We start from the raw sequence: 18,164 nt of genomic DNA on the forward strand, positions 1-18,164 counted from the left end.
CAGGATTTCATGTCCGGGGCAACCGCAGGGAGTATCCGACGCCGCGCAGGGTGTGGAGCAGGCGGGGCTCGGACGTGTCGATCTTCTTGCGCAGGTAGGAGACGTAGGACTCCACGACGCCCGCGTCGCCGCCGAAGTCGTACTGCCACACGTGGTCCAGGATCTGGGCCTTGGACAGGACTCGGCCGGGGTTCGTCATGAAGTACCGCAGCAGCTTGAACTCGGTCGGCGAGAGCTGGACCTCCTGGCCCGCCTTGAACACCTCGTGCGTGTCCTCGTCGAGCTCGATGTCGGCGAAGGTCAGGCGCGAGGTCTGGGCCGCGGAGCCGCCGGCCGGGTCGGCGACGCGCCGGAGGACGGCCTGGATGCGGGCCAGGATCTCGGACAGGCTGAAGGGCTTCGTGACGTAGTCGTCGCCGCCCAGGGTGAGGCCCTTGATCTTGTCCTCGGTGGCGTCGCGGGCGGTCAGGAAGAGCACGGGCACACGGGTGCCCTCGCCGCGGAGTTTGCGCAGGACCTCGAAGCCGTCGAGCTCGGGCATCATGACGTCGAGCAGGATCATGTCGGGCCGGAAGCGGCGGGCCTCCTCCATCGCCTGGCGGCCACTGGTGGCGCTGGCGACGTCGTAGCCGTGGTACTTCAGGCTCGCGGAGAGCAGTTCGACGATGTCGGGCTCGTCGTCGACCACAAGCAGCCGCGTCATGATTCGCTCCAAGTTGCGTCAGGGTTCCCTGGTCTGTTCCCTTGTCACCATCAGACTGCCGCCGGTACCTGACGGTCCGATGCGGTTTCCCTGAAAACGAGCTGTGAACCGCCTGCGACGGCCGCGAGCAGCACCGGGAACTCCAGGTACGCGTGGTACGAGGCGAACGCGGCGTACAGCGCGCGCCCGCTGGCGAAGTCGATGGCGAACGGAATCGCGAGCAGCGCCGCCAGTCCGAGCCCGAGCAGCCAGGCGCGCCGGCCGAGCAGGAACTTGGGCGCCTCCGGGGCGTACCGCGGCAGGAAATAGACCCACACGAAATAGTGCATGGTCTGCAGGAAGGCGAACACGACCAGGAATCGCGTCCCGATGAGCTCGTTGGAGCCGGGCGGCGCGATGCCGAAGCGCGCAAAGGCGCCGGACGACGACAGCGCGAAATCGAACGCGCCGAGCAGCACGAGCACCGGCACCACGAGAATCCACGCGACCTGCGTCCACCGAAACAGCCCCGGCCGCCGCAGCCGCCCCGCCCATTCCCACAGGAAAAACAGCGGGACGAGATTATGCAAATGCGCCAAAATCACGAAATGGTACTGTGAAAACGTCAACGACCCCGCTAGCGCCACGAACACGGTGAAAAGCGCCGCAGCCAACCGCCACCCGCGAAGTCCATGGACACAGGCGGCCGCAAGCACCCCGTAGCCGATGACGATCTCCGCGTACCGCGCCGGATTCCCCACCACGAGCGCCGCCAGCCGGCACAGCACGATCGCCGTGATCAGCCCGAGCAGCACGGCCAGAAACCGCCCGGTGAGCAGCGACGAGAACCGCCCCGCCACGTACCGCAGCTCGAGCACATTGTGCAGCGCCCCGAACGCGATCAGCCCGCCCACGGTCACGACCAACGGCGAGCGCAAGGCGAGACCGAGCGCGGCGGTCGCGGCCAGCACGAACAGCAGGCTTATCTTCATCCCGTGCTCCGCGCCCTGCTGCTGACCCTGGCGGTCGAGGTCCCGCTGTACACGGCCGCGCTGGTCGCCCTCAAGCTCGCAAAACCGGCAAAAGCCGCGGCGCTCGGCGTGGCCGTCAACCTCGCCACCCATCCGGCCCTCTGGCTGTACCTCAGCAGGAACCCGGACCAACTGTGGCCCGCGGAAGCAATGGCAACCGCGGTGGAAGCGCTCATCCTGATAATCGCCATAAAAACCGACAAAATGGCAATCATCGCCATGGCAATAGGAGCCAACGCAGCGTCGCTGCTCATCGGGATCGCCGCCGGATGAGCCAGACGATCAGCACCACCAGAGCGGCCAGAAACAGCAGACAGCCAAGCCCGATGACAACCAGAGCCGAGCCAGGAGCAACAGACGGCTGCGGCGCCACATCCGCCAGCACGATTTCCATGCCGAGCAGTCTGCAGCGCCGCATCGTCAAGAAGTACTAGTCAACCGGAGGAGAATCCGGGGAAGAGGGAGCCTCGGCCGGCCGCAGCCACTGCCACAACAGGAACAGCAGCCCCAGCACGAGCATCCCCAACCCGATCCACAGGTTGATCCGCACCCCCGCCGCCTTGTCGATCTCCTCCTGCGAGTCGAAGATCCCCAGGATCGTCACGATCACGCCATAGACGGTGAAGAGCCCGCCGATCACCCGCCGGACGTCGAACAGCCGAGCCGCCCGAGCGGTGTCCACCTTCTGCTCTTGGTCACTCATGAGAACCTCCAGGGCCTACAGGAACGGCAGGTAGAAAGCGAAGGCCAGCACGAGCGCCCCCGTGCCCAGCAGCACCGGCGAGCGGTACCAGGCGGTGTCCCCGGCGATCGCGTCCGCGCGCAGATCGTGCTTGCCCACGCCGAACACCAGCCCGTCGAGCTCGGCGTCCTCCTTGGGCCGGGTCAGCGGCGTCACGACGATCGCCACGATCATGACGGTGACGAAGGCGATGCCGGCGCCCCAGAAGGACTCGTCGAGGTCCGAGCCGAAGGTGAACCAGCCGAACCACTTGTACCCGGCGTACGTGATGAACGCGGCCAGCGTCCCCAGCAGCAGCCCCCAGAAGCCCGCCCAGGCCGACATCCGCTTCCAGAACATGCCGATGATGAAGGCGGCGAACAGCGGCGCGTTGAACAGGGCGAACAGCGCCTGGATGTAGTCCATGATGTTGCTGTAGCCCGAGGCGATGAACGCGGTGCCGATGCCGATCACGACGCCGACGACCGTGATGAGCCGCCCGACCCGCAGGTAGTAGCCGTCGGGCTTGTCCTTGGCGACGTACTCCTGCCAGATGTCGTACGTGAACACCGTGTTGAAGCCGGACACGTTGGCCGCCATTCCCGCCATGAACGACGCCAGCAGACCGGTGACGGCGATGCCGAGCACGCCGTTGGGCAGGAACTCGCGCATGAGCAGCGGGACCGCGTTGTTGTACTGCAGATCGCCCGTGTCCGCGCCCAGTCCCTTGACGGTGACGAGGGCGACCAGGCCGGGGATGACGGTGACGAACGGGATGAGCAGCTTCGGGTACGCCGCGATGATCGGCGTCCGCCGCGCCGCGCTCATGTTGCGGGCCGACAGACCGCGCTGCACCTCGGCGAAGTTGGTCGTCCAGTAGCCGAAGGAGAGCACGAACCCGAGCCCGAAGACGATGCCCCACCAGGCGGCCCCCAGCGGGTTGTCGGTGCCGCCGGTGTTGGACCAGGTGTGCAGGCCGGCGTCGCCGAGCTTGGTGCTGTTGCGCACCGCGTCGAAGAGCCCGTCGATGCCGCCCAGCTTGACCAGGCCGACGATGGCGATGGGCAGCAGGCCCGCGATGATCACGAAGAACTGCAGCACCTCGTTGTAGATGGCGCTGGAGAGGCCGCCCAGCGTGATGTACACGAGGACGATCGCGGCTCCCACGACGATCGCGACCCACAGCGGCCAGCCGAGCAGGGCCTGCATGATGAGCGCGAGGGCGTACAGGTTGACGCCCGCGATCAGCACCTGGGCCAGCGCGAACGACAGCGCGTTGAGCAGGTGGGCGGGGCGGTTGAAGCGCCGGCGCATGTACTCCGGGACGCTGCGCACCTTCGAGCCGTAGTAGAAGGGCATCATCACGATGCCCAGGAAGACCATGGCCGGCACGGCGCCGATCCAGTAGTAGTGCAAGGTCATCAGCCCGTACTTGGCGCCGTTGGCGGCCATGCCCAGGATCTCCAGGGCGCCCAGGTTGGCCGAGACGAACGCGAGGCCGGTCACCCAGGCGGGGAGTGAGCGGCCGGACAGGAAGAAGTCCTCGCTGTTGCGGATGGATCGGCGGGCGGCGAGGCCCACCCCCAGGACGGTGATGAAATAGAGCGCCAGCAGGACGTAGTCCAATGCGTCCATCTGCAGGCGCAGCCCATCGGCGAGAGTCTGCACCCGTTCCTCCCCTTTGCCGGTACGAGTGGAGCGTCGAGGCTCCTACCCAGCGAAGGCCGAGGATCAAACCACCGATGTCAACTTAGGCGACTTGCCAGCATTTGCACCAGATCGGCGGCGGCGTACGGTTTGTCCAGGAAGGCATCGCACCCCGCCTCGATCGCCGCCGCCCGCTCGTGGGGCAGCACCGAAGCGGTCAGGGCGATGACGGTCGGGTGCTCGGGCACGTCCCGCAGCTCGGCCGCAAGCTCCAGGCCGTTGCCGTCGGGCAGGTTGACGTCCAGCAGCACCAGGTCGACGTCGTTGGCGGCGAGCGCGACCCGGGCGTCGGCGAGGGAGCCGGCTTCAAGAAGATCCGCATCTCGTACTGCCGGTGCGTCCGCCCGCGCCAGAATCGCCCGCACCAGGACCCGGTTGAGCTCCTCGTCCTCCACCAGCAGCACGCGGCTCATCCCGGCACCCCCTCCGGCCGGACCCCGGCACGCGAGTCCGCGCGAACCCCGGCGCGCGAATCGGCGCCCGAGTCAGTGCGCGAGTCGGCGCGCGAGTCAGCGCGGACTTCGCCGCGGGAACCAGCGCGGGAATCGGCGTCGGAGTCGATGCGCGAATCGCCGATGGCGGCCAGGTCGATCCACTCGCGCACGCCGTCGGCGGCCGAACCCCGCGGTACCGTGCCGATGACCTTCCCGGTCAGGCGCAGGCGATCGGCGTCGGAGAGATCCGGCTCGGTGAGCGCGAGCACCGGAATGCCCTGCGTGGACGGCTCCCGCTCGAGCCCGGCGAGCAGCGCGAACCCGTCCACGCCCGGCATCTGCAGGTCGCAGATGATCAGGTCGAAGTGCCGGTCCCGGGACAGCCGCAGCCCCTCCGCGCCGTCGTCACAGGTCACGACGTCGATCCCGGCGTCGGTGAGGCGCCGCTCGACCACCGCGCGGGTGGTGTCGTCGCGGTCGACGACCAGTACCGATGCGGGCTCTGTCGTGGGCGCGATGTGCCGGGCCAGCTGGGCCAGGAGGGCGTCGTGGTCGACCGGCTTGACGAAGAAGTCGGCCGCGCCGAGGGCCAGGCCGGCCCGCTTGTCGTCGACGATCGTGGCGAAGAAGACCGGGATGCCGCGCAGCGCCTCGTCGTGCTTGAGCAGCCGGATCACATCCCAGCCGTCGAGGCCCGGCATGATCACGTCGAGCAGGATCGCGTCCGGGCGCCACTCGCCGGCCACGGCCAGCCCGGCCTCCCCGCTGGGCGCGGTGCGGACCTGGTAGCCGGCCCCGGCCAGGTAGGCCTCGAGCAGCTCGGCGGCCCGCGCGTCGTCGTCGATCACGAGCACCCGCCCGCGGCCCGGGCCGTGCGCGGCCTCCGCGGCGGTCTCGGGCCCGGGAAGCTCGGCGGCGGGCAGCCGCACCGTGAACCGGCTCCCGATCCCGAGCTCGGACTCCACCGCGATCTCCCCGCCGTGCGCCTCGACGAGCCGGCGGGTGAGCGCGAGGCCCAGCCCGGTGCCGGCCTTGCGCTGGGCCGCGGTGCCGAGCTGCTGAAACTCCTCGAAGACCCGCTCCTGGTCCTCGGGGGCGATGCCGATCCCGCTGTCGGCGACCGTGATCGCCACCGTGTCGATCGCGGGCGAGACGGTGATCGCGATCAGCCCGCCGTCCGGGGTGAACTTGATCGCGTTGGACAGCAGGTTGTCGAGGATCTGGCGCAGGCGCAGCGGGTCGGCGGACACCGCGGCGGACGGGGGCACATCGAGGTACACCTGCAGGCCCTTGCGATCGGTGAGGGGCCGCAGCGTGGTGATCACCTCGCCCACGGCCGCGTCCAGCGCGATCGGCTCCGGGTTGAGCTCCAACCGGCCGGACTCGACCTTGGCCAGGTCCAGGATGTCGTTGATCAGCCCGAGCAGGTGCCGGCCGCTGCTGTGCACGTGGTCGACCCACTCGGCCGGGACGTTGCGCCGGTCGCCGTCGGGGTGCTCGGCGCGCATGAGGTCGCTGAAGCCGATGATCGCGTTGAGCGGGGTGCGCAGCTCGTGGCTCATGCCGGCCAGGAAGTCGCTCTTGGCCTGGCTGGCGTGGGTGAGCGCGCCGACCGAGTCGGCCAGGGCGGCGGCGAGCTCGCGCTGCTCGGCCAGCACGGCGCTGCGCTCGGCGAGCACCTTGGCCTGGCCGCCGAGCACGGTCGTGAGGCGCAGGTCGTCGTGGCTGAACAGCGCGCGGTACCGGTCCAGCAGCAGCACCGTGCCCGCCCCCGGCAGCGCCAGCGCGGTGACCAGCCGGGTGGCGGTGGCCAGGGCGAGCGGGTGATCCTTCGGGAGGCGGACCGGCTGGCTCGCGGCGAGGAGCCGGTCCACGTCGAAGTCGATGCGCTCGTGCGGCAGGTGCGTGCCGGAGCGGCAGACCGCGGCCAGCCGTTCGAGGCCCGAATTCAGGACCAGGACCGCGTCGGTACCGGTTGTGTCGTGCACGACGTGCGCGAAGCGCCGCCACACCTGGCCCGTGCCCACGTCCGCGGGCAGGCGCTGGAGGTCCTCGGTCGCCTCGTACCAGACCGTGGCCGACATCATCCGGCGCAGGAACGCGGGCGGGATGAAGGCGAGCAGGTACAGCACGGCCGCGACCAGCCCGACGACCCGCCCGGCCGGCTGCCACCAGACCTGCTGGCCCGGGTACCGCCCGGCCGCGGTGAACAGCATCAGCATCATCACCGGGTACAGGTACGTGGCCAGGGCGGCCAGCCGCAGGCGCATCCGCCCGGCGCCGGAGCGGTGCCGGCTCACCCGCAGCAGGATGGTGCCGGCGATCGCCTCGGTGACCGTGAAGGTGGCCGTGACCAGGCTCAGGTAGGCCAGGCTCAGCGGCCGCGGGGCCATGGTGGTCGCGGCGATGCTGCCGAGCAGGAGCACCAGGAGGGAGATGTCCAGCCAGCGCGGGACCCGGCCGAGGCGGGCGGCGAGGCGCAGCGTGAGGTACGGCTGGATCAGCAGGAGCGCGGTCGCCAGGGCGCTGGCCGCGATGGGCACCGGCCGCTGGGAGTGCTCGCGCACGGCGGCGTTGACGCAGACGGCCAGGGTCGGCAGGAAGAGCAGGGCGACGTCGAGCTGCAGCACGTCCCGGCCGCGGAACCAGGCTCCGAACGCCCGCAAGAACACGGCCGCCACCAGGACGGCTGTGACCAGAGTTACCATGTGACTACGCCCCGTTACGTTCGCGAACGGGACTCACTTTAATCACACGAGGCGAGCCGGGGGGCCGGATGAGCGAGGAAGCGCTGCGCGCCACAGTCGCCACGGCCACCCACGACCTGTCCAACGTCCTCGGCGCGGTCCTGAACTACACGACCTTCCTCGCCGAGGACCTGGCTCGCACCGGCGGCGCGCCGGAGTACCTACCCCATCTCCAGAGCGCCGCCGAGCGCGCCTTGACGCTAGTAACGGGACTCGCTGCGGCTCTTGCAGGAGACGCAGAGCGTGACTGACGGGAACGCCGCCAGCCGGGCCACCGGGATCTCCCCGGCGCAGGTCTCGCAGGTGCCGTAGTGCCCCGCGTCCAGCCGCTCCAGCGCCCGCACCACCTGGTCCAGGCGGGTGCGCAGGGACTGCGCGAGCGCGAACTCCTGCTCGCGGTTGAAGGCCTTCGTGCCGAGGTCAGCCACGTCGTCGCCGGAGTCGACCACACCGGCGAGCGTCGACTCGGCGACCGCGGCGGTGTACTCCGCGTCCAGTTCCTCCCGCCGCTCCTGCAGAGCGATGCGGATGTCCTGGGTGCGGGTCTCTGGGTACACGAGCGTCATTCGGGCCCCCCGGGCTCTACGGCGACTAAGTGACTCCGGGGTTGCCCATCCGAGTGGCGGCGCAAACCTGACTGTTTTTTGCGACCGGCACAGGGCACCATGAACACCGTGGAGGGGGATTCGATCCAGGTCGACGTGCCCGCGGGTCAGGCCCGCCGGGCGCGCCGCGTGATCACCCAGGCCCTGGAGGCCTGGAACATGCCCCACCTCACCCGCGGCGCGGTCATGGTCGGCCACGAGCTGGTCGCCAACGCGCTGCGGCACGGGCTGCCGCCGGCCGTCCTGCGCCTGCTGCGCCGGGGCGAGACGGTCGTCATCGAGGTGGGCGACTGCAGCGAGCAGGTCCCCCGGATCGCCGAGATCGACAATCTGACCAGTACCTCGGGCCGCGGCATGCAGATCGTCGACACGATCGCGCTGGCCTGGGGCGTGCGGCCCCACCAGGGCGGCAAAACGGTCTGGGCGGAGATCGCCCCGAAAGTCAGTTACTGACCGGCTCGTTGGTGATCGGCAGGATCTGATCCAGCCCGGTGATCTCCAGCGTGACCCGGACGTCCTCGTTCGGGTTGGCCACCACCAGCTTCGCGCCCGCGGCCTTCGCGCGCCGCCAGCATCCGACCAGCGTGCCGAGGCCGCTGGAGTCGATGAACGACAGCTCCGTGAGATCCACCACGATCCCGTCGGCGCCGGCGTCCAGTTCGGCCACGACCGCCGCGAGCAGGCTCGGAGCCGAGTCCAGGTCGAGCTCCCCGGCCAGCACCAGGTGCGCGCGGCCGTCGTGCCGGAGCGTTTCCAGCTCCCAGATCGCCTCGTCTTCCACCACCGGGCTTCCTTCCTGACTCGCTGGTCAACAGTGTGGGGTACCCAATCGGTGGAGTTCAAACGCTCACGCAGGTTGCCGCCGTGCAAACCGCGCGGAGGACTCGGGCATCGCTCCTCACCCCGACATTTCGGATTTATACCCTGGCAGGCGATATGTCGGCTTGATTACCCCCAAACCGTCGCCGGGAGACGGCACACCGGCGCCGATGCGAAACGCCCGCGCGATCGTCGACAACCCACCGCCCAACGTCACACCGACGCCGATGCGAAACCCGCACGACCAGCGCCGCCACCGACGCGAAACGCCCGCACGACCAGCGCCGCCACCGACGCGAAACGCCCGCACGACCAGCGCCGCCACCGTGCCGAAACGCCCGCGATCGGCAACGGCGCCGGCGCGAAACGCGATCGCCCGCGAGGCGCCGCCGGTCGGCGAGGTCCGCGCCAATGCCAGGCGCTACGCCAGCGCCATCCGGAAGGCCGTGGTCAGCGCCTCGTCCAGGTGGTCGAGCAGATCCTGCGGGTCCGCGTAGATGCCGGCCGCCCCGTGGTCCAGCAACTCCGCCGCGCAAAGCCCGCCCGACGTCAGCCCCAGGCAGGGAATCGCCAGCTTCCCCGCCGCGTGCACGTCCCACACCGAGTCGCCCACGAACACCGCCTCGTCCGCCGACAGGCCCGAGCGGGACAGCGCCACCTCCAGGATGTCCGGCGCCGGCTTGCTCTGCGAGGCGTCGTCCGCGCTCGTCACCGCCGTCAGCGACGCGTCCGCGTCGAGGCAGCGCAGCAGCGCGTCCAACTCCGGCCGGGACGCCGAAGTGGCCAGGACGACCTTGAGGCCCCGGTCCGCGCAGGCGTCCAGCAGCTTGCGCGCCCCCGGGAGCGGCCGCAGCGCGGGCCAGTGCGGCGCGTACAACGCCGAGTGCGCGGCCCGGATCTCGGAGTCGGCGGACGCATCGCGGCCGGGCCCGAGCAATTCGTCGAGGATCTTGTCGGATCCCATGCCGATCGCGCGGTGGATGCGGGCCATGGGCACGTCGTGGTCGTGCTGACGCAGCGCCTGCCACCAGGCGACGGCGTGCAGGTACACGCTGTCGACGAGGGTGCCGTCCACATCAAAGAGCACACCGGTCACGGGTTTGGTCATGTGCGGGGTGATACCCACCACGGCCGGGGTATCACTGGATCCATGACCGAGCCCGATCGCACGGTCGCCGTCGCGGAGCCGTTTCCGGGCTTCGAACCGGACGACCTCGGCGACTTCGCCACCGAACACTGCAGCCTCACGCTGGCCGAACAGCTGGCCGGCGGCCCCGAACACGCCCGGGAGCCGGAGAGTCCCCACGGCCTGGCGGGGATGGATGAATAAACACGCCTGAATCTGGGCATGTCCTGGGGGCATGGAGTCAGTCCGCGACGCCCTGGGCGACATCGTACGGTTCGTCCCGTCCTTCCTGCTGTTCGTCGTCATCCTGCTCGTCGGATGGCTCATCGCGACGCTTGCCCGCACGGCGGTACACAAGCTGCTTGATCGGATCGGTTTTCAACGGCTGGCCGAGCGCGGGGGGATCGGCAAGGCGCTGACCCACGGCAAGCTGGACGCCGGCGACCTGCTCGCCAAGCTGGTGTACTACGCGCTGCTCCTCTTCACCCTGCAGATCGCGTTCGGCGTGTGGGGCCCCAACCCGGTCTCGGAACTCATCGACGCCGTGGTCCGCTGGCTGCCCCGGGCCGTCGTCGCGATCGTGATCGTCGTGGTCGCCGCGGCCATCGCGGCCGGCGTGCGCGACCTCGCCACCGGCGCCCTCGGCGGGCTCGCCTACGGCCGGGCGCTCGCCGCCGTCGCGTACTGGTTCATCCTCGGCCTCGGCCTGATCGCCGCGCTCAACCAGATCGGCATCGCGACCGCGGTCACCACGCCGGTCCTCATCGCCGTGCTGGCCACGGTGGCGGGCATCCTCATCGTCGGCGTCGGCGGCGGGCTCGTCCGCCCGATGCAGCAGCGCTGGGAGGGCTGGCTCGGCCGGCTCGAGCAGGAGGCCCCCGAGGTCTCGACCCGCCTGCAGGCCGCGGCCGCCACCCGCCGCGAGGAGCGCGAGGCCCAGCAGCGCCGCGAAGAAGAGGCCCGCCAGGCCGCCGCCCAGCGCGCCCGGCTGGAGGAGGAGGCGGCCCAGGCCCGGATCGTCCCCCCGACGCCGGGCCCCATCCCCGGCCTGGTCGACGCCCCGACGATGGTGGTCCCGCAGGTGCCGGCCCCGAACCACCCGCAGGTTCCGCAACAGCGCGACGACACCGTGGTGATCAACCCGCCGCCGGACGAGGATGAACGACGCGCATAAATGCCGAAATAGACCGCCGAATAGCCAATTCGGACTTACCCTCGTCGTTGCCCTATCGAGTCTGCACAATTCGCTGCCGCGGTGTTGTCCCCTCTTTCAAGTGCGCCCCGAAGCTGGCATGTTGAGGCATCACCTCCACCAGTGAGAGGGGGGCACGATGGGCCGACGGAGATGGGTGCACGCCGCGGTGGCGACCGCACTCGTTCCACCGATGCTCGTGATCGCATGGGCGAATCCGAGCGCAGCGGCACCAATCCCGGCAGGCAGCCTGAAGGCCGTCGAAAGCCTCAAACCGGCCAAGCAGACCTCGGCGGCGAAATCGCCGACGAGCCGCATGGCCAAGACCGACCCGTCCCTGCTCAACCGCTCCGACACGGCCAAGGTGCCGGTCGCGGTCAAGCTCGACTACGACGCCACGGCGACGTATTCCGGCGATATTGCCGGATATGCCGCCACCAGTCCATCCGTAACGGGGAAGGCGCTGTCCGGAGGCGCCGACGAAAAGCGGTACGAAAACCGAATTGCGGGAATCGAGGACAAGTTCCTCGCCGACCTCAAGAAACAGGTCCCGGACGCCAAGATCGGCCAGAAGCTGCGCACGGTCTACGGCGGCATCGCACTCATGGTGCCGGCCAACAAGATCAGCGCGATTCTGGCCATCGACAACGTCGTGGCAGTGCAGTCCGACACGGCCCGGCAGCCGCAGACCGACGCCTCGCCGGCATTCATCGGCGCGGACAAGGTCTACCCGCAGCTGGGCGGGGCCCCCAACGCCGGCAAGGGCGTGATCTTCGGCTCGCTGGACAGTGGCGTGTGGCCGGAGCACCCGTCCTTCGCCGACAACGGCAACCTCGGCACCCCGCCGGCGAAGACCGACGGCACCGCGCGCGCCTGCAACTTCGGCGACAACCCGCTGACCCCCGCGGCCGACCCGTTCGTCTGCAACAAGAAGCTCATCGGGGGCCAGGGCTTCCTGGACACCTACAACGCGCTGCAGCCGATGGAGGTCTACGGGTACACCGCCCGCGACTCCGACGGCCACGGCACGCACACCGCGTCGACGGCCGCCGGTGACCCGGTCGCGTCGGCCAAGATCTTCGACATCGAGCGCGGGCCGGTCAACGGCATCGCGCCCGGGGCGTGGGTCTCGGTCTACAAGGTCTGCGGCGCCACCGGTTGCTACGGCACCGACTCCGCCGCCGCGGTCGCCCAGGCGATCAAGGACGGCGTGAACGTCATCAACTTCTCGATCTCGGGTGGCGCGAGCCCGTACACCGACATCGTGGAGCTGGCGTTCTTCGACGCGTACAAGGCCGGCGTGTTCGTCGCCGCCTCGGCCGGCAACAGCGGCCCGGGTGCGAGCACGTCCGACCACCTGTCCCCGTGGGTGACCACGGTGGCCGCGTCCACCCAGAAGCGCTCGTTCAACAGCACGCTGACGGTCCGCTCCTCGGACGGCTCGTCGACGACGCTGACCGGCACTTCGATCACCCCGGGCATCTCCAGCCCGCTCCCGGTCGTTCTTGCCTCGGCAGCCCCGTACAGCGACGCGCTGTGCATCAAGCCCGTCCCGGCGGGCCTGTTCGACGGCAAGATCGTGGCCTGCCAGCGCGGACCCAACCGGGTCCTCAAGGGCGTCACGGTCAAGGCGGGCGGCGCGGCCGGCATGATCCTGTACAACAACCCGGCGGCCGAGACGCTGAGCGACAGCCACTGGCTGCCGACGGTGCACCTCGCCGACGGCGTGCCGTTCCTGAACTACGTCAACGCGCACCCGAACGTCACGGCGAGCTTCACGCAGGGCGAGAAGGGCACCCAGCCCTCCGACGTCATGGCGAGCTTCTCGTCGCGCGGCCCGGGTGGCAACTTCATCAAGCCCGACATCACCGCGCCGGGCACGCAGATCCTGGCCGGCAACACGCCGACCCCCGACGACGTCGCCGTCGGCCCGCCCGGGCAGTACTTCCAGGCGATCGCCGGCACGTCCATGTCCTCCCCGCACATCGCCGGCTCCGCGATCCTGGAGAAGGCGCTGCACCCGGGCTTCACCCCGGGTCAGATCAAGTCCTCGCTGATGACCACCGCGACGACGAAGGTGCTCAAGGAGGACGGGGTCACCCCGGCCGACCCGTTCGACCTCGGTGCCGGTCGCGTTCAGGTCAACCTGGCCGCGAACCCCGGTCTGACGTTCGACGAGACGGCCGACCGGATGTTCGCCCTGGGCAACGACCCGGTCAACGCGGTGCAGATCAACCTGCCGTCGGTGAACGCGCCGGTCATGCCCGGCAAGCTCACCGCCGTCCGCACGGCGAAGAACGTCACGAACAAGACCCTCGTGTACCGCGTTGAGACGACGTCGCCCAGCGGCTCGTCCATCACGGCCACGCCGGCCCTGTTCTCGGTCGGCGCCGGCAAGAGCCAGCAGATCAGCATCACGATCAAGTCCAACGCCACGCAGGGCCAGTACTTCGGCGAGGTCCGGCTCGTGCCGGTCACCGGCGGAGTGCCGACGCTGCACCTCCCGGTCGCGTTCGTGCCCAAGCAGGGCGACGTCCAGGTCACCCAGGCCTGCACGCCGACCGAGATCGGCCTGCTGCAGACCAGCAAGTGCACGGTCACCGCGACCAACGGCACCTTCAACGACACCACGGCGGACTTCACCACCACGACGTCGCTGAACCTCCCGGTCGCCGGGGCCGGCAACGCCAAGGTGGTCAACCCGTTCAAGGTGGAGAAGAAGGGCGCGCCGCTGGCCGGTGCGGTCCCGGGCACGCCGTCGCTGACGCCGGGCACCATCGCCGGGTACCTCCCGCTCGACATCTTCGGGATCACCCCGACGCCCATCGGCGACGAGGACCTGACGACGTTCAACGTCCCGCCGTTCGTCTACAACGGCGTCACGTACAACGCGGTCACGATCGACTCCAACGGGTACCTGTATCCGGGCAGTGATGACAGCAGGGAGAACAACAACTGCTGCAGCATCACCCCGATCCCGGACCCGGCGAAGCCGAACAACGTGCTCGCACCGTTCTGGACCGACCTGGACGGCACGGGCGCGAAGGGCCTGCAGGTGGCGTCGCTGACCGACGGCGTCGACAGCTGGCTCGTGGTCGAGTGGGGCGTCAACGACTTCGGGACCCTCAACGCCCGCCACTTCCAGGTCTGGATCGGCGTGAACGGGGTCCAGGACATCGTCTTCGCGTACGACCCGGCCACCATCGCCACCCTGCCCGCCGGGCAGAACATGGTCGTGGGGGCCGAGAACGTGACCGGCACGGGCGGTCAGGGCCTGCCCCTGAACACCCTGCCGACCGAGGACCTGCGGGTGGTGAGCACCGATCCGGTGCCCGGCGCGTCGCTGTCCTACACGGTGACGGTGTTCGGTCTCCTGCCCGGTAACGGCGAGGTGACCACCTCGGTCGTGTCCCCGGCGGTGCCGGGCACGACGGTCGTCAAGAGCACCATCAAGGTGAGCCCGAGGCTCAACCGCATCGGCACCTGACCTTCTCACAAAGCGGCCGGTCCCCTTGCACAACGGGGGCCGGCCGTTTGAGTATCGAGGTCATGCGGACCTTTGCAAGCGCGGGCGAACTGCTGGCCTCGGTGGGCGAGCACCTCGGCTACAGCGAGTGGCAGGAGGTCACGCAGGAGCGGGTGAACCTCTTCGCCGACGCGACCGGCGACCACCAATGGATTCACGTGGACCCGGAGCGCGCCAAGGCCGGCCCGTTCGGCACCACGATCGCCCACGGCTTCCTGACGCTCTCCCTGCTGCCGACCCTGGTTTCCCAGGTGTACCGCGTGGAGGGCATCCGCATGGGCATCAACTACGGCCTCGACCTGGTCCGCTTTCCCGCCCCGCTGCCGACCGGCTCGAAGGTGCGGGCGGGCGTCGAGCTCCTCGTCGCCGACGACAAGGGCGAGGGCTGGGTCCAGCTCAAGAACCGGGTCACGATCGAGCGTGAGGGCGGCGACAAGCCGGTCTGTGTCGCCGAATCCCTCACGCGTCTCCTGATCTAAGGCAGATTTACCAGGTCCGCCAAACGGGCTCGGTGCTGCGTCGCCGAGCCCAGGGCGACCGCGTTGGCGCGGGCCCGCTTGAGGTACCAATGCGCGGGGTGCTCCCAGGTGAACCCGATCCCGCCGTGCAGCTGCACGCACTCCTCCGCCGCCTTGACCGCGACCGGCGAGCAGAACGCCTGGGCCAGCGACGCCGCCACGGGCAGGTCCGGGTCGTCGTTGGCCAGGCAGTCGGCCGCGTAGCGGGCCACCGCGCGGGCCTGGGTGACCGAGACCCACAGGTCGGCCAGCCGGTGCTTGATCGCCTGGTACGAGCCGATCTGCCGGGCGAACTGGCGGCGCGTCCTGCCGTATTCGACCGTCGTCGCCAGGCACCACTCGGCGATCCCCAGCTGCTCGGAGGCGAGCAGCGCGGCCCCGGCCACGAGCGCCCGGGCGACCAGCGGCCCCGCGTCGGCGGCCACGAGCCGGCCCGCCGCACCGTCGAAGGCCAGGTCGGCGACCGGCCGGGTCAGGTCCAGCGAGACCACCGCCGTGCGGTCGACGTCGGCGGCCTCAACCGCGAACAGACCAGCCGCCGTCGGTACCAGAAAAACCTCCGCCGGCAGCGCATCCGCCACCGTCGTCACCGCGCCGGACAGCGCACCGCCCTCCGCGGTGACCGTCCACTGGGGACCGCCGGCGGACGAGAACGGCACGGCCAGGGTCGCGGTGCGGGTGCCCGCGGCCAGCTCGGCCAGCAGCGGGTCGTCCGCCGGCAGGGCCGCCGTGGCCAGCACCGCGCTGCCCAGGAACGGCACCGGCGCGGCGAAGCGGCCCAGCTCCTCCATCACCACGGCCGTCTCCCGCCAGCTCGCCCCGGCGCCGCCCGCCGACTCGGGGATCGGCAGGCCGGCGCAGCCCAGGTCGGCCGCCAGCCGCCGCCACAGCTTCAGGTCGACGGGCTCCGGGCCCTCCAGTCGGGACAGGTCGGTGCGGTCGGCGAGCAGGGAGCGGACCGACGCGCGGAGCTCTTCCTCGACCTCGGAGTACAACAGGTCGGTCATTTCGGCAGGTCCTTCCACGCCACGTCCTTGTCCGCCCGCTGCTCCTGCGGCAGCCCCAGGACCCGCTCGGCCACGATGTTGCGCAGGATCTCCGAGGTGCCACCCTCGATCGAGTTGCCCTTCGCGCGCAGGTAGCGGTAGCCGGCGGTACGCCCGGCGAAGTCCACCAGCGTCGGCCGGCGCAGCGTCCACTCGTCGTGGCGCAGGCCCTCCTCGCCCAGCAGGTCCAGCTCCAGCGCGGAGATCTCCTGGTTGAGCCGCGCGAAGAGCAGCTTCGAGGCCGAGCCCTCCGGCCCGGGCTGGCCGGCCGCGAGCTGCTGGCGCAACCGCACCCCGGTCAGCCGGGCCGCCTCGGCGTCGACCCACAGCCGCATGAGGGCGTCGTGCAGGCCGGGCGAGCGGATCTCCGGGCGCTTGCGCCACAGGTCGGCCACGATGCCGATCGCGCCGCCCTCGCGCGGGATGGCCTGCCCGCCGATCGAGACGCGCTCGTTCATCAGGGTCGTCTGCGCCACCGCCCAGCCCTCGCCGACCGCGCCCAGGCGGTCGGTGTCGGGGATCCGGACGCCGGTGATGAAGACCTCGTTGAACTCCGCCTCGCCGGTGATCTGCCGCAGTGGCCGCACTTCGACGCCCGGTGCCGTCATGTCCAGCACGAAGTACGAGAGGCCCTGGTGTTTGGGCAGGCCCGGGTCGGTGCGCGCGATGAGGATCGCCCAGCGGGCCTCGTGGGCCATCGACGTCCACACCTTCTGCCCGTCGACGACCCAGTCCTCGCCGTCGCGGACCGCGCGGGTGCCGAGGCCGGCGAGGTCCGATCCGGCGCCGGGCTCGCTGAACAGCTGGCACCACACCTCCTCGCCGGTCCACAGCGGCCGCAGCCAGCGCTGCCGCTGCTCGTCGGTGCCGTGCCGGAGGATGGTCGGGGCGGCCATGCCCAGCCCGATGCCGATGCGGCGCGGGTTGTTGTCCGGCGCGCCGGCGTCGATGAAGACCTGGTCGACTTCCGGCTGCTCGGCGCGGGGCAGGCCGAGGCCGCCCAGCCCCGGCGGGTACTGCACCCACGCCAGCCCCGCATCGAACCGCGCCCGCAGGAATTCCAGCGGGTCAGTGCGTGCGGGATCGTGACCCGCCAGGAATTCGCGAGCGAGATCCGCTGTACTCAAACGCAGCTCCTTAGTTCAGTGGCCCGCCGGCCACGTAGATCACCTGGCCGGAGACGAACCCAGCGCCGTCGCTGACCAGGAACGAGATGGTGTGGGCGATGTCATCGGGCCTGCCGACCCGGCGGACCGGGATCTGCTCGGCCGCGCCCTTCTGGAAGGTCTCGAAGTCGATCTTCATGCGGGCCGCCGTCGCCGCGGTCATGTCGGTGGCGATGAACCCGGGCGCCACGGCGTTGGCGGTCACCCCGAACGGCCCCAGCTCGATCGCGAGGGTCTTCGTGAAGCCCTGGAGTCCGGCCTTGGCCGCGGAGTAGTTCACCTGACCCCGGTTACCCAGCGCGGACGAGGAGGAAAGGTTCACGATCCGGCCGAACTTGGCCGCGGTCATGTGGACCTGGGCCGCGCGGGTCATGAGGAAGGCGCCCCGCAGGTGTACGCCGATGACGGTGTCCCAGTCGCCGTCCGTCATCTTGAACAGCAGGTTGTCGCGGATGACCCCGGCGTTGTTCACCAGCACGACCGGCGGCCCGAGCTCGGCGGCGGTGCGCTCGACGGCCGCGGCGACCTGCTCGGCGTCGGCGACGTCGGCGCCCACGGCGAGCGCGCGCCCACCGGCGCCGGTGATCTGCTCGACGGTGTCCTTGCAGGCGTTCTCGTCGAGGTCCAGGACGGCGACGGCGTGTCCGTCGGCGGCGAGGCGGATGGCGGTGGCGGCTCCGATGCCGCGGGCCGCGCCGGTGACGATGGCGACGCGGTTCAGGTCAGCAGTGGTTTCTGAAGTGGTCACGACAACGATCCTCGCGCGTGAGACGGGGTCTCGAAAAGTATGCACTATGAGTGCATGTTTTTGCACGGCTGAAAATCCCAAGTTCCGGCCCGGGAT

The 18,164-nt window shown here is 70.1% G+C and carries 20 protein-coding genes; 6 read left to right on the forward strand and 14 right to left on the reverse strand.

Annotated features, from left to right (window positions below; translation table 11 throughout):
* Positions 1-7: 7 nt before the first annotated feature.
* Positions 8-703, reverse strand: a complete 696-nt coding sequence (locus tag ACQPZ4_RS50125; RefSeq protein WP_433053628.1) for a response regulator transcription factor — start codon at positions 701-703, stop codon at positions 8-10.
* Positions 704-753: 50 nt separating this feature from the next.
* Positions 754-1,653 (reverse strand): hypothetical protein, encoded by a 900-nt coding sequence (locus ACQPZ4_RS50130; protein ID WP_433053631.1) that lies wholly within the window; start codon positions 1,651-1,653, stop codon positions 754-756.
* A 24-nt stretch (positions 1,654-1,677) separates the two neighbouring features.
* Between ACQPZ4_RS50130 and ACQPZ4_RS50135 the strand changes: the two genes are divergently transcribed.
* Positions 1,678-1,986, forward strand: coding sequence for a hypothetical protein (locus ACQPZ4_RS50135; RefSeq protein ID WP_433053634.1), 309 nt, complete (start codon positions 1,678-1,680; stop codon positions 1,984-1,986).
* On the opposite strand, the gene ACQPZ4_RS50140 is transcribed toward ACQPZ4_RS50135, so the two are convergent.
* The 6 genes from ACQPZ4_RS50140 to ACQPZ4_RS50165 all read right to left on the reverse strand — a co-directional run bounded on the left by ACQPZ4_RS50140 (position 1,964) and on the right by ACQPZ4_RS50165 (position 7,888).
* The gene (locus ACQPZ4_RS50140; RefSeq protein ID WP_433053637.1) at positions 1,964-2,107 is read right to left on the reverse strand and encodes a hypothetical protein; all 144 of its coding nucleotides are present in this window, start codon (positions 2,105-2,107) and stop codon (positions 1,964-1,966) included. The genes ACQPZ4_RS50135 and ACQPZ4_RS50140 overlap by 23 nt on opposite strands.
* Positions 2,108-2,143: 36 nt before the next feature.
* The gene (locus ACQPZ4_RS50145) at positions 2,144-2,416 is read right to left on the reverse strand and encodes a hypothetical protein (protein WP_433053640.1); all 273 of its coding nucleotides are present in this window, start codon (positions 2,414-2,416) and stop codon (positions 2,144-2,146) included.
* A 15-nt stretch (positions 2,417-2,431) separates the two neighbouring features.
* Complete coding sequence (locus tag ACQPZ4_RS50150; protein WP_433067091.1) at positions 2,432-4,069, reverse strand: sodium:solute symporter family protein; 1,638 nt, start codon at positions 4,067-4,069, stop codon at positions 2,432-2,434.
* Positions 4,070-4,179: 110 nt separating this feature from the next.
* Entirely contained in the window at positions 4,180-4,554 is a 375-nt protein-coding gene (locus tag ACQPZ4_RS50155; RefSeq protein WP_433053643.1) for a response regulator, read from the reverse strand.
* A complete protein-coding gene (locus ACQPZ4_RS50160; RefSeq protein WP_433053646.1) occupies positions 4,551-7,283 on the reverse strand; it encodes an ATP-binding response regulator in 2,733 nt (910 codons plus the stop codon). Before ACQPZ4_RS50160 ends, ACQPZ4_RS50155 begins: the two co-directional genes overlap by 4 nt.
* 239 nt (positions 7,284-7,522) lie before the next feature.
* Positions 7,523-7,888: a TraR/DksA family transcriptional regulator gene (locus ACQPZ4_RS50165; protein ID WP_433053649.1), complete on the reverse strand. Its 366-nt coding sequence runs from the start codon at positions 7,886-7,888 to the stop codon at positions 7,523-7,525.
* 108 nt (positions 7,889-7,996) lie between these two features.
* Here ACQPZ4_RS50165 and ACQPZ4_RS50170 point away from each other — a divergent pair, with 108 nt between their 5' ends.
* The gene (locus ACQPZ4_RS50170) at positions 7,997-8,380 is read left to right on the forward strand and encodes an ATP-binding protein (protein WP_433053652.1); all 384 of its coding nucleotides are present in this window, start codon (positions 7,997-7,999) and stop codon (positions 8,378-8,380) included.
* Here the strand turns inward: ACQPZ4_RS50170 and ACQPZ4_RS50175 are convergent.
* The 3 genes from ACQPZ4_RS50175 to ACQPZ4_RS50185 form a co-directional block, all read right to left on the reverse strand.
* Entirely contained in the window at positions 8,370-8,711 is a 342-nt protein-coding gene (locus ACQPZ4_RS50175) for an STAS domain-containing protein (RefSeq protein WP_433053655.1), read from the reverse strand. The genes ACQPZ4_RS50170 and ACQPZ4_RS50175 overlap by 11 nt on opposite strands.
* A gap of 114 nt (positions 8,712-8,825) precedes the next feature.
* On the reverse strand, positions 8,826-9,158 hold the full coding sequence (locus tag ACQPZ4_RS50180; RefSeq protein ID WP_433053658.1) for a hypothetical protein: 333 nt from the start codon (positions 9,156-9,158) through the stop codon (positions 8,826-8,828).
* A 9-nt stretch (positions 9,159-9,167) separates the two neighbouring features.
* Positions 9,168-9,854: an HAD family hydrolase gene (locus tag ACQPZ4_RS50185; protein WP_433053661.1), complete on the reverse strand. Its 687-nt coding sequence runs from the start codon at positions 9,852-9,854 to the stop codon at positions 9,168-9,170.
* Positions 9,855-9,896: 42 nt separating this feature from the next.
* On the opposite strand from ACQPZ4_RS50185, the gene ACQPZ4_RS50190 reads away from it, so the two are divergent.
* From ACQPZ4_RS50190 to ACQPZ4_RS50205, 4 genes are all read left to right on the forward strand, one after another.
* The gene (locus tag ACQPZ4_RS50190; RefSeq protein ID WP_433053664.1) at positions 9,897-10,076 is read left to right on the forward strand and encodes a hypothetical protein; all 180 of its coding nucleotides are present in this window, start codon (positions 9,897-9,899) and stop codon (positions 10,074-10,076) included.
* Between the two features lie 31 nt (positions 10,077-10,107).
* On the forward strand, positions 10,108-11,046 hold the full coding sequence (locus tag ACQPZ4_RS50195; RefSeq protein ID WP_433053667.1) for a mechanosensitive ion channel family protein: 939 nt from the start codon (positions 10,108-10,110) through the stop codon (positions 11,044-11,046).
* 334 nt (positions 11,047-11,380) lie between these two features.
* The gene (locus ACQPZ4_RS50200) at positions 11,381-14,551 is read left to right on the forward strand and encodes a S8 family serine peptidase (RefSeq protein ID WP_433053670.1); all 3,171 of its coding nucleotides are present in this window, start codon (positions 11,381-11,383) and stop codon (positions 14,549-14,551) included.
* A 62-nt stretch (positions 14,552-14,613) separates the two neighbouring features.
* A complete protein-coding gene (locus ACQPZ4_RS50205) occupies positions 14,614-15,069 on the forward strand; it encodes a MaoC family dehydratase (RefSeq protein WP_433053673.1) in 456 nt (151 codons plus the stop codon).
* Here ACQPZ4_RS50205 and ACQPZ4_RS50210 read toward each other — a convergent pair.
* The 3 genes from ACQPZ4_RS50210 to fabG are packed head-to-tail and all read right to left on the reverse strand — an operon-like array spanning position 15,066 to position 18,041.
* On the reverse strand, positions 15,066-16,115 hold the full coding sequence (locus ACQPZ4_RS50210) for an acyl-CoA dehydrogenase family protein (RefSeq protein WP_433053676.1): 1,050 nt from the start codon (positions 16,113-16,115) through the stop codon (positions 15,066-15,068). The two genes, ACQPZ4_RS50205 and ACQPZ4_RS50210, sit on opposite strands and share 4 nt — an antisense overlap.
* Positions 16,112-17,281 carry an acyl-CoA dehydrogenase family protein gene (locus ACQPZ4_RS50215; RefSeq protein WP_433053679.1) on the reverse strand — a complete coding sequence of 390 codons (1,170 nt, stop codon included), beginning with the start codon at positions 17,279-17,281 and terminating at the stop codon, positions 16,112-16,114. Before ACQPZ4_RS50215 ends, ACQPZ4_RS50210 begins: the two co-directional genes overlap by 4 nt.
* 10 nt (positions 17,282-17,291) lie before the next feature.
* Positions 17,292-18,041 carry a 3-oxoacyl-ACP reductase FabG gene (gene fabG / locus ACQPZ4_RS50220; protein ID WP_433067093.1) on the reverse strand — a complete coding sequence of 250 codons (750 nt, stop codon included), beginning with the start codon at positions 18,039-18,041 and terminating at the stop codon, positions 17,292-17,294.
* Positions 18,042-18,164 lie beyond the last annotated feature (123 nt).

The sequence above is a fragment of the Dactylosporangium sp. CS-033363 genome, from assembly GCF_050942475.1.
In the GTDB taxonomy this organism is placed as follows: domain Bacteria; phylum Actinomycetota; class Actinomycetes; order Mycobacteriales; family Micromonosporaceae; genus Dactylosporangium.

Excerpts from the sequence above, each read along its gene's own strand:
- ACQPZ4_RS50125 (WP_433053628.1), bottom strand. The coding sequence starts at position 703 with ATGACGCGGCTGCTTGTGGTCGACGACGAGCCCGACATCGTCGAACTG.
- ACQPZ4_RS50140 (WP_433053637.1), bottom strand. The coding sequence starts at position 2,107 with ATGGAAATCGTGCTGGCGGATGTGGCGCCGCAGCCGTCTGTTGCTCCT.
- ACQPZ4_RS50145 (WP_433053640.1), bottom strand. The coding sequence starts at position 2,416 with ATGAGTGACCAAGAGCAGAAGGTGGACACCGCTCGGGCGGCTCGGCTG.
- ACQPZ4_RS50150 (WP_433067091.1), bottom strand. The coding sequence starts at position 4,069 with ATGGACGCATTGGACTACGTCCTGCTGGCGCTCTATTTCATCACCGTC.
- ACQPZ4_RS50155 (WP_433053643.1), bottom strand. The coding sequence starts at position 4,554 with ATGAGCCGCGTGCTGCTGGTGGAGGACGAGGAGCTCAACCGGGTCCTG.
- ACQPZ4_RS50160 (WP_433053646.1), bottom strand. The coding sequence starts at position 7,283 with ATGGTAACTCTGGTCACAGCCGTCCTGGTGGCGGCCGTGTTCTTGCGG.
- ACQPZ4_RS50165 (WP_433053649.1), bottom strand. The coding sequence starts at position 7,888 with ATGACGCTCGTGTACCCAGAGACCCGCACCCAGGACATCCGCATCGCT.
- ACQPZ4_RS50185 (WP_433053661.1), bottom strand. The coding sequence starts at position 9,854 with ATGACCAAACCCGTGACCGGTGTGCTCTTTGATGTGGACGGCACCCTC.
- ACQPZ4_RS50190 (WP_433053664.1), top strand. The coding sequence starts at position 9,897 with ATGACCGAGCCCGATCGCACGGTCGCCGTCGCGGAGCCGTTTCCGGGC.
- ACQPZ4_RS50195 (WP_433053667.1), top strand. The coding sequence starts at position 10,108 with ATGGAGTCAGTCCGCGACGCCCTGGGCGACATCGTACGGTTCGTCCCG.
- ACQPZ4_RS50200 (WP_433053670.1), top strand. The coding sequence starts at position 11,381 with ATGGCCAAGACCGACCCGTCCCTGCTCAACCGCTCCGACACGGCCAAG.
- ACQPZ4_RS50205 (WP_433053673.1), top strand. The coding sequence starts at position 14,614 with ATGCGGACCTTTGCAAGCGCGGGCGAACTGCTGGCCTCGGTGGGCGAG.
- ACQPZ4_RS50210 (WP_433053676.1), bottom strand. The coding sequence starts at position 16,115 with ATGACCGACCTGTTGTACTCCGAGGTCGAGGAAGAGCTCCGCGCGTCG.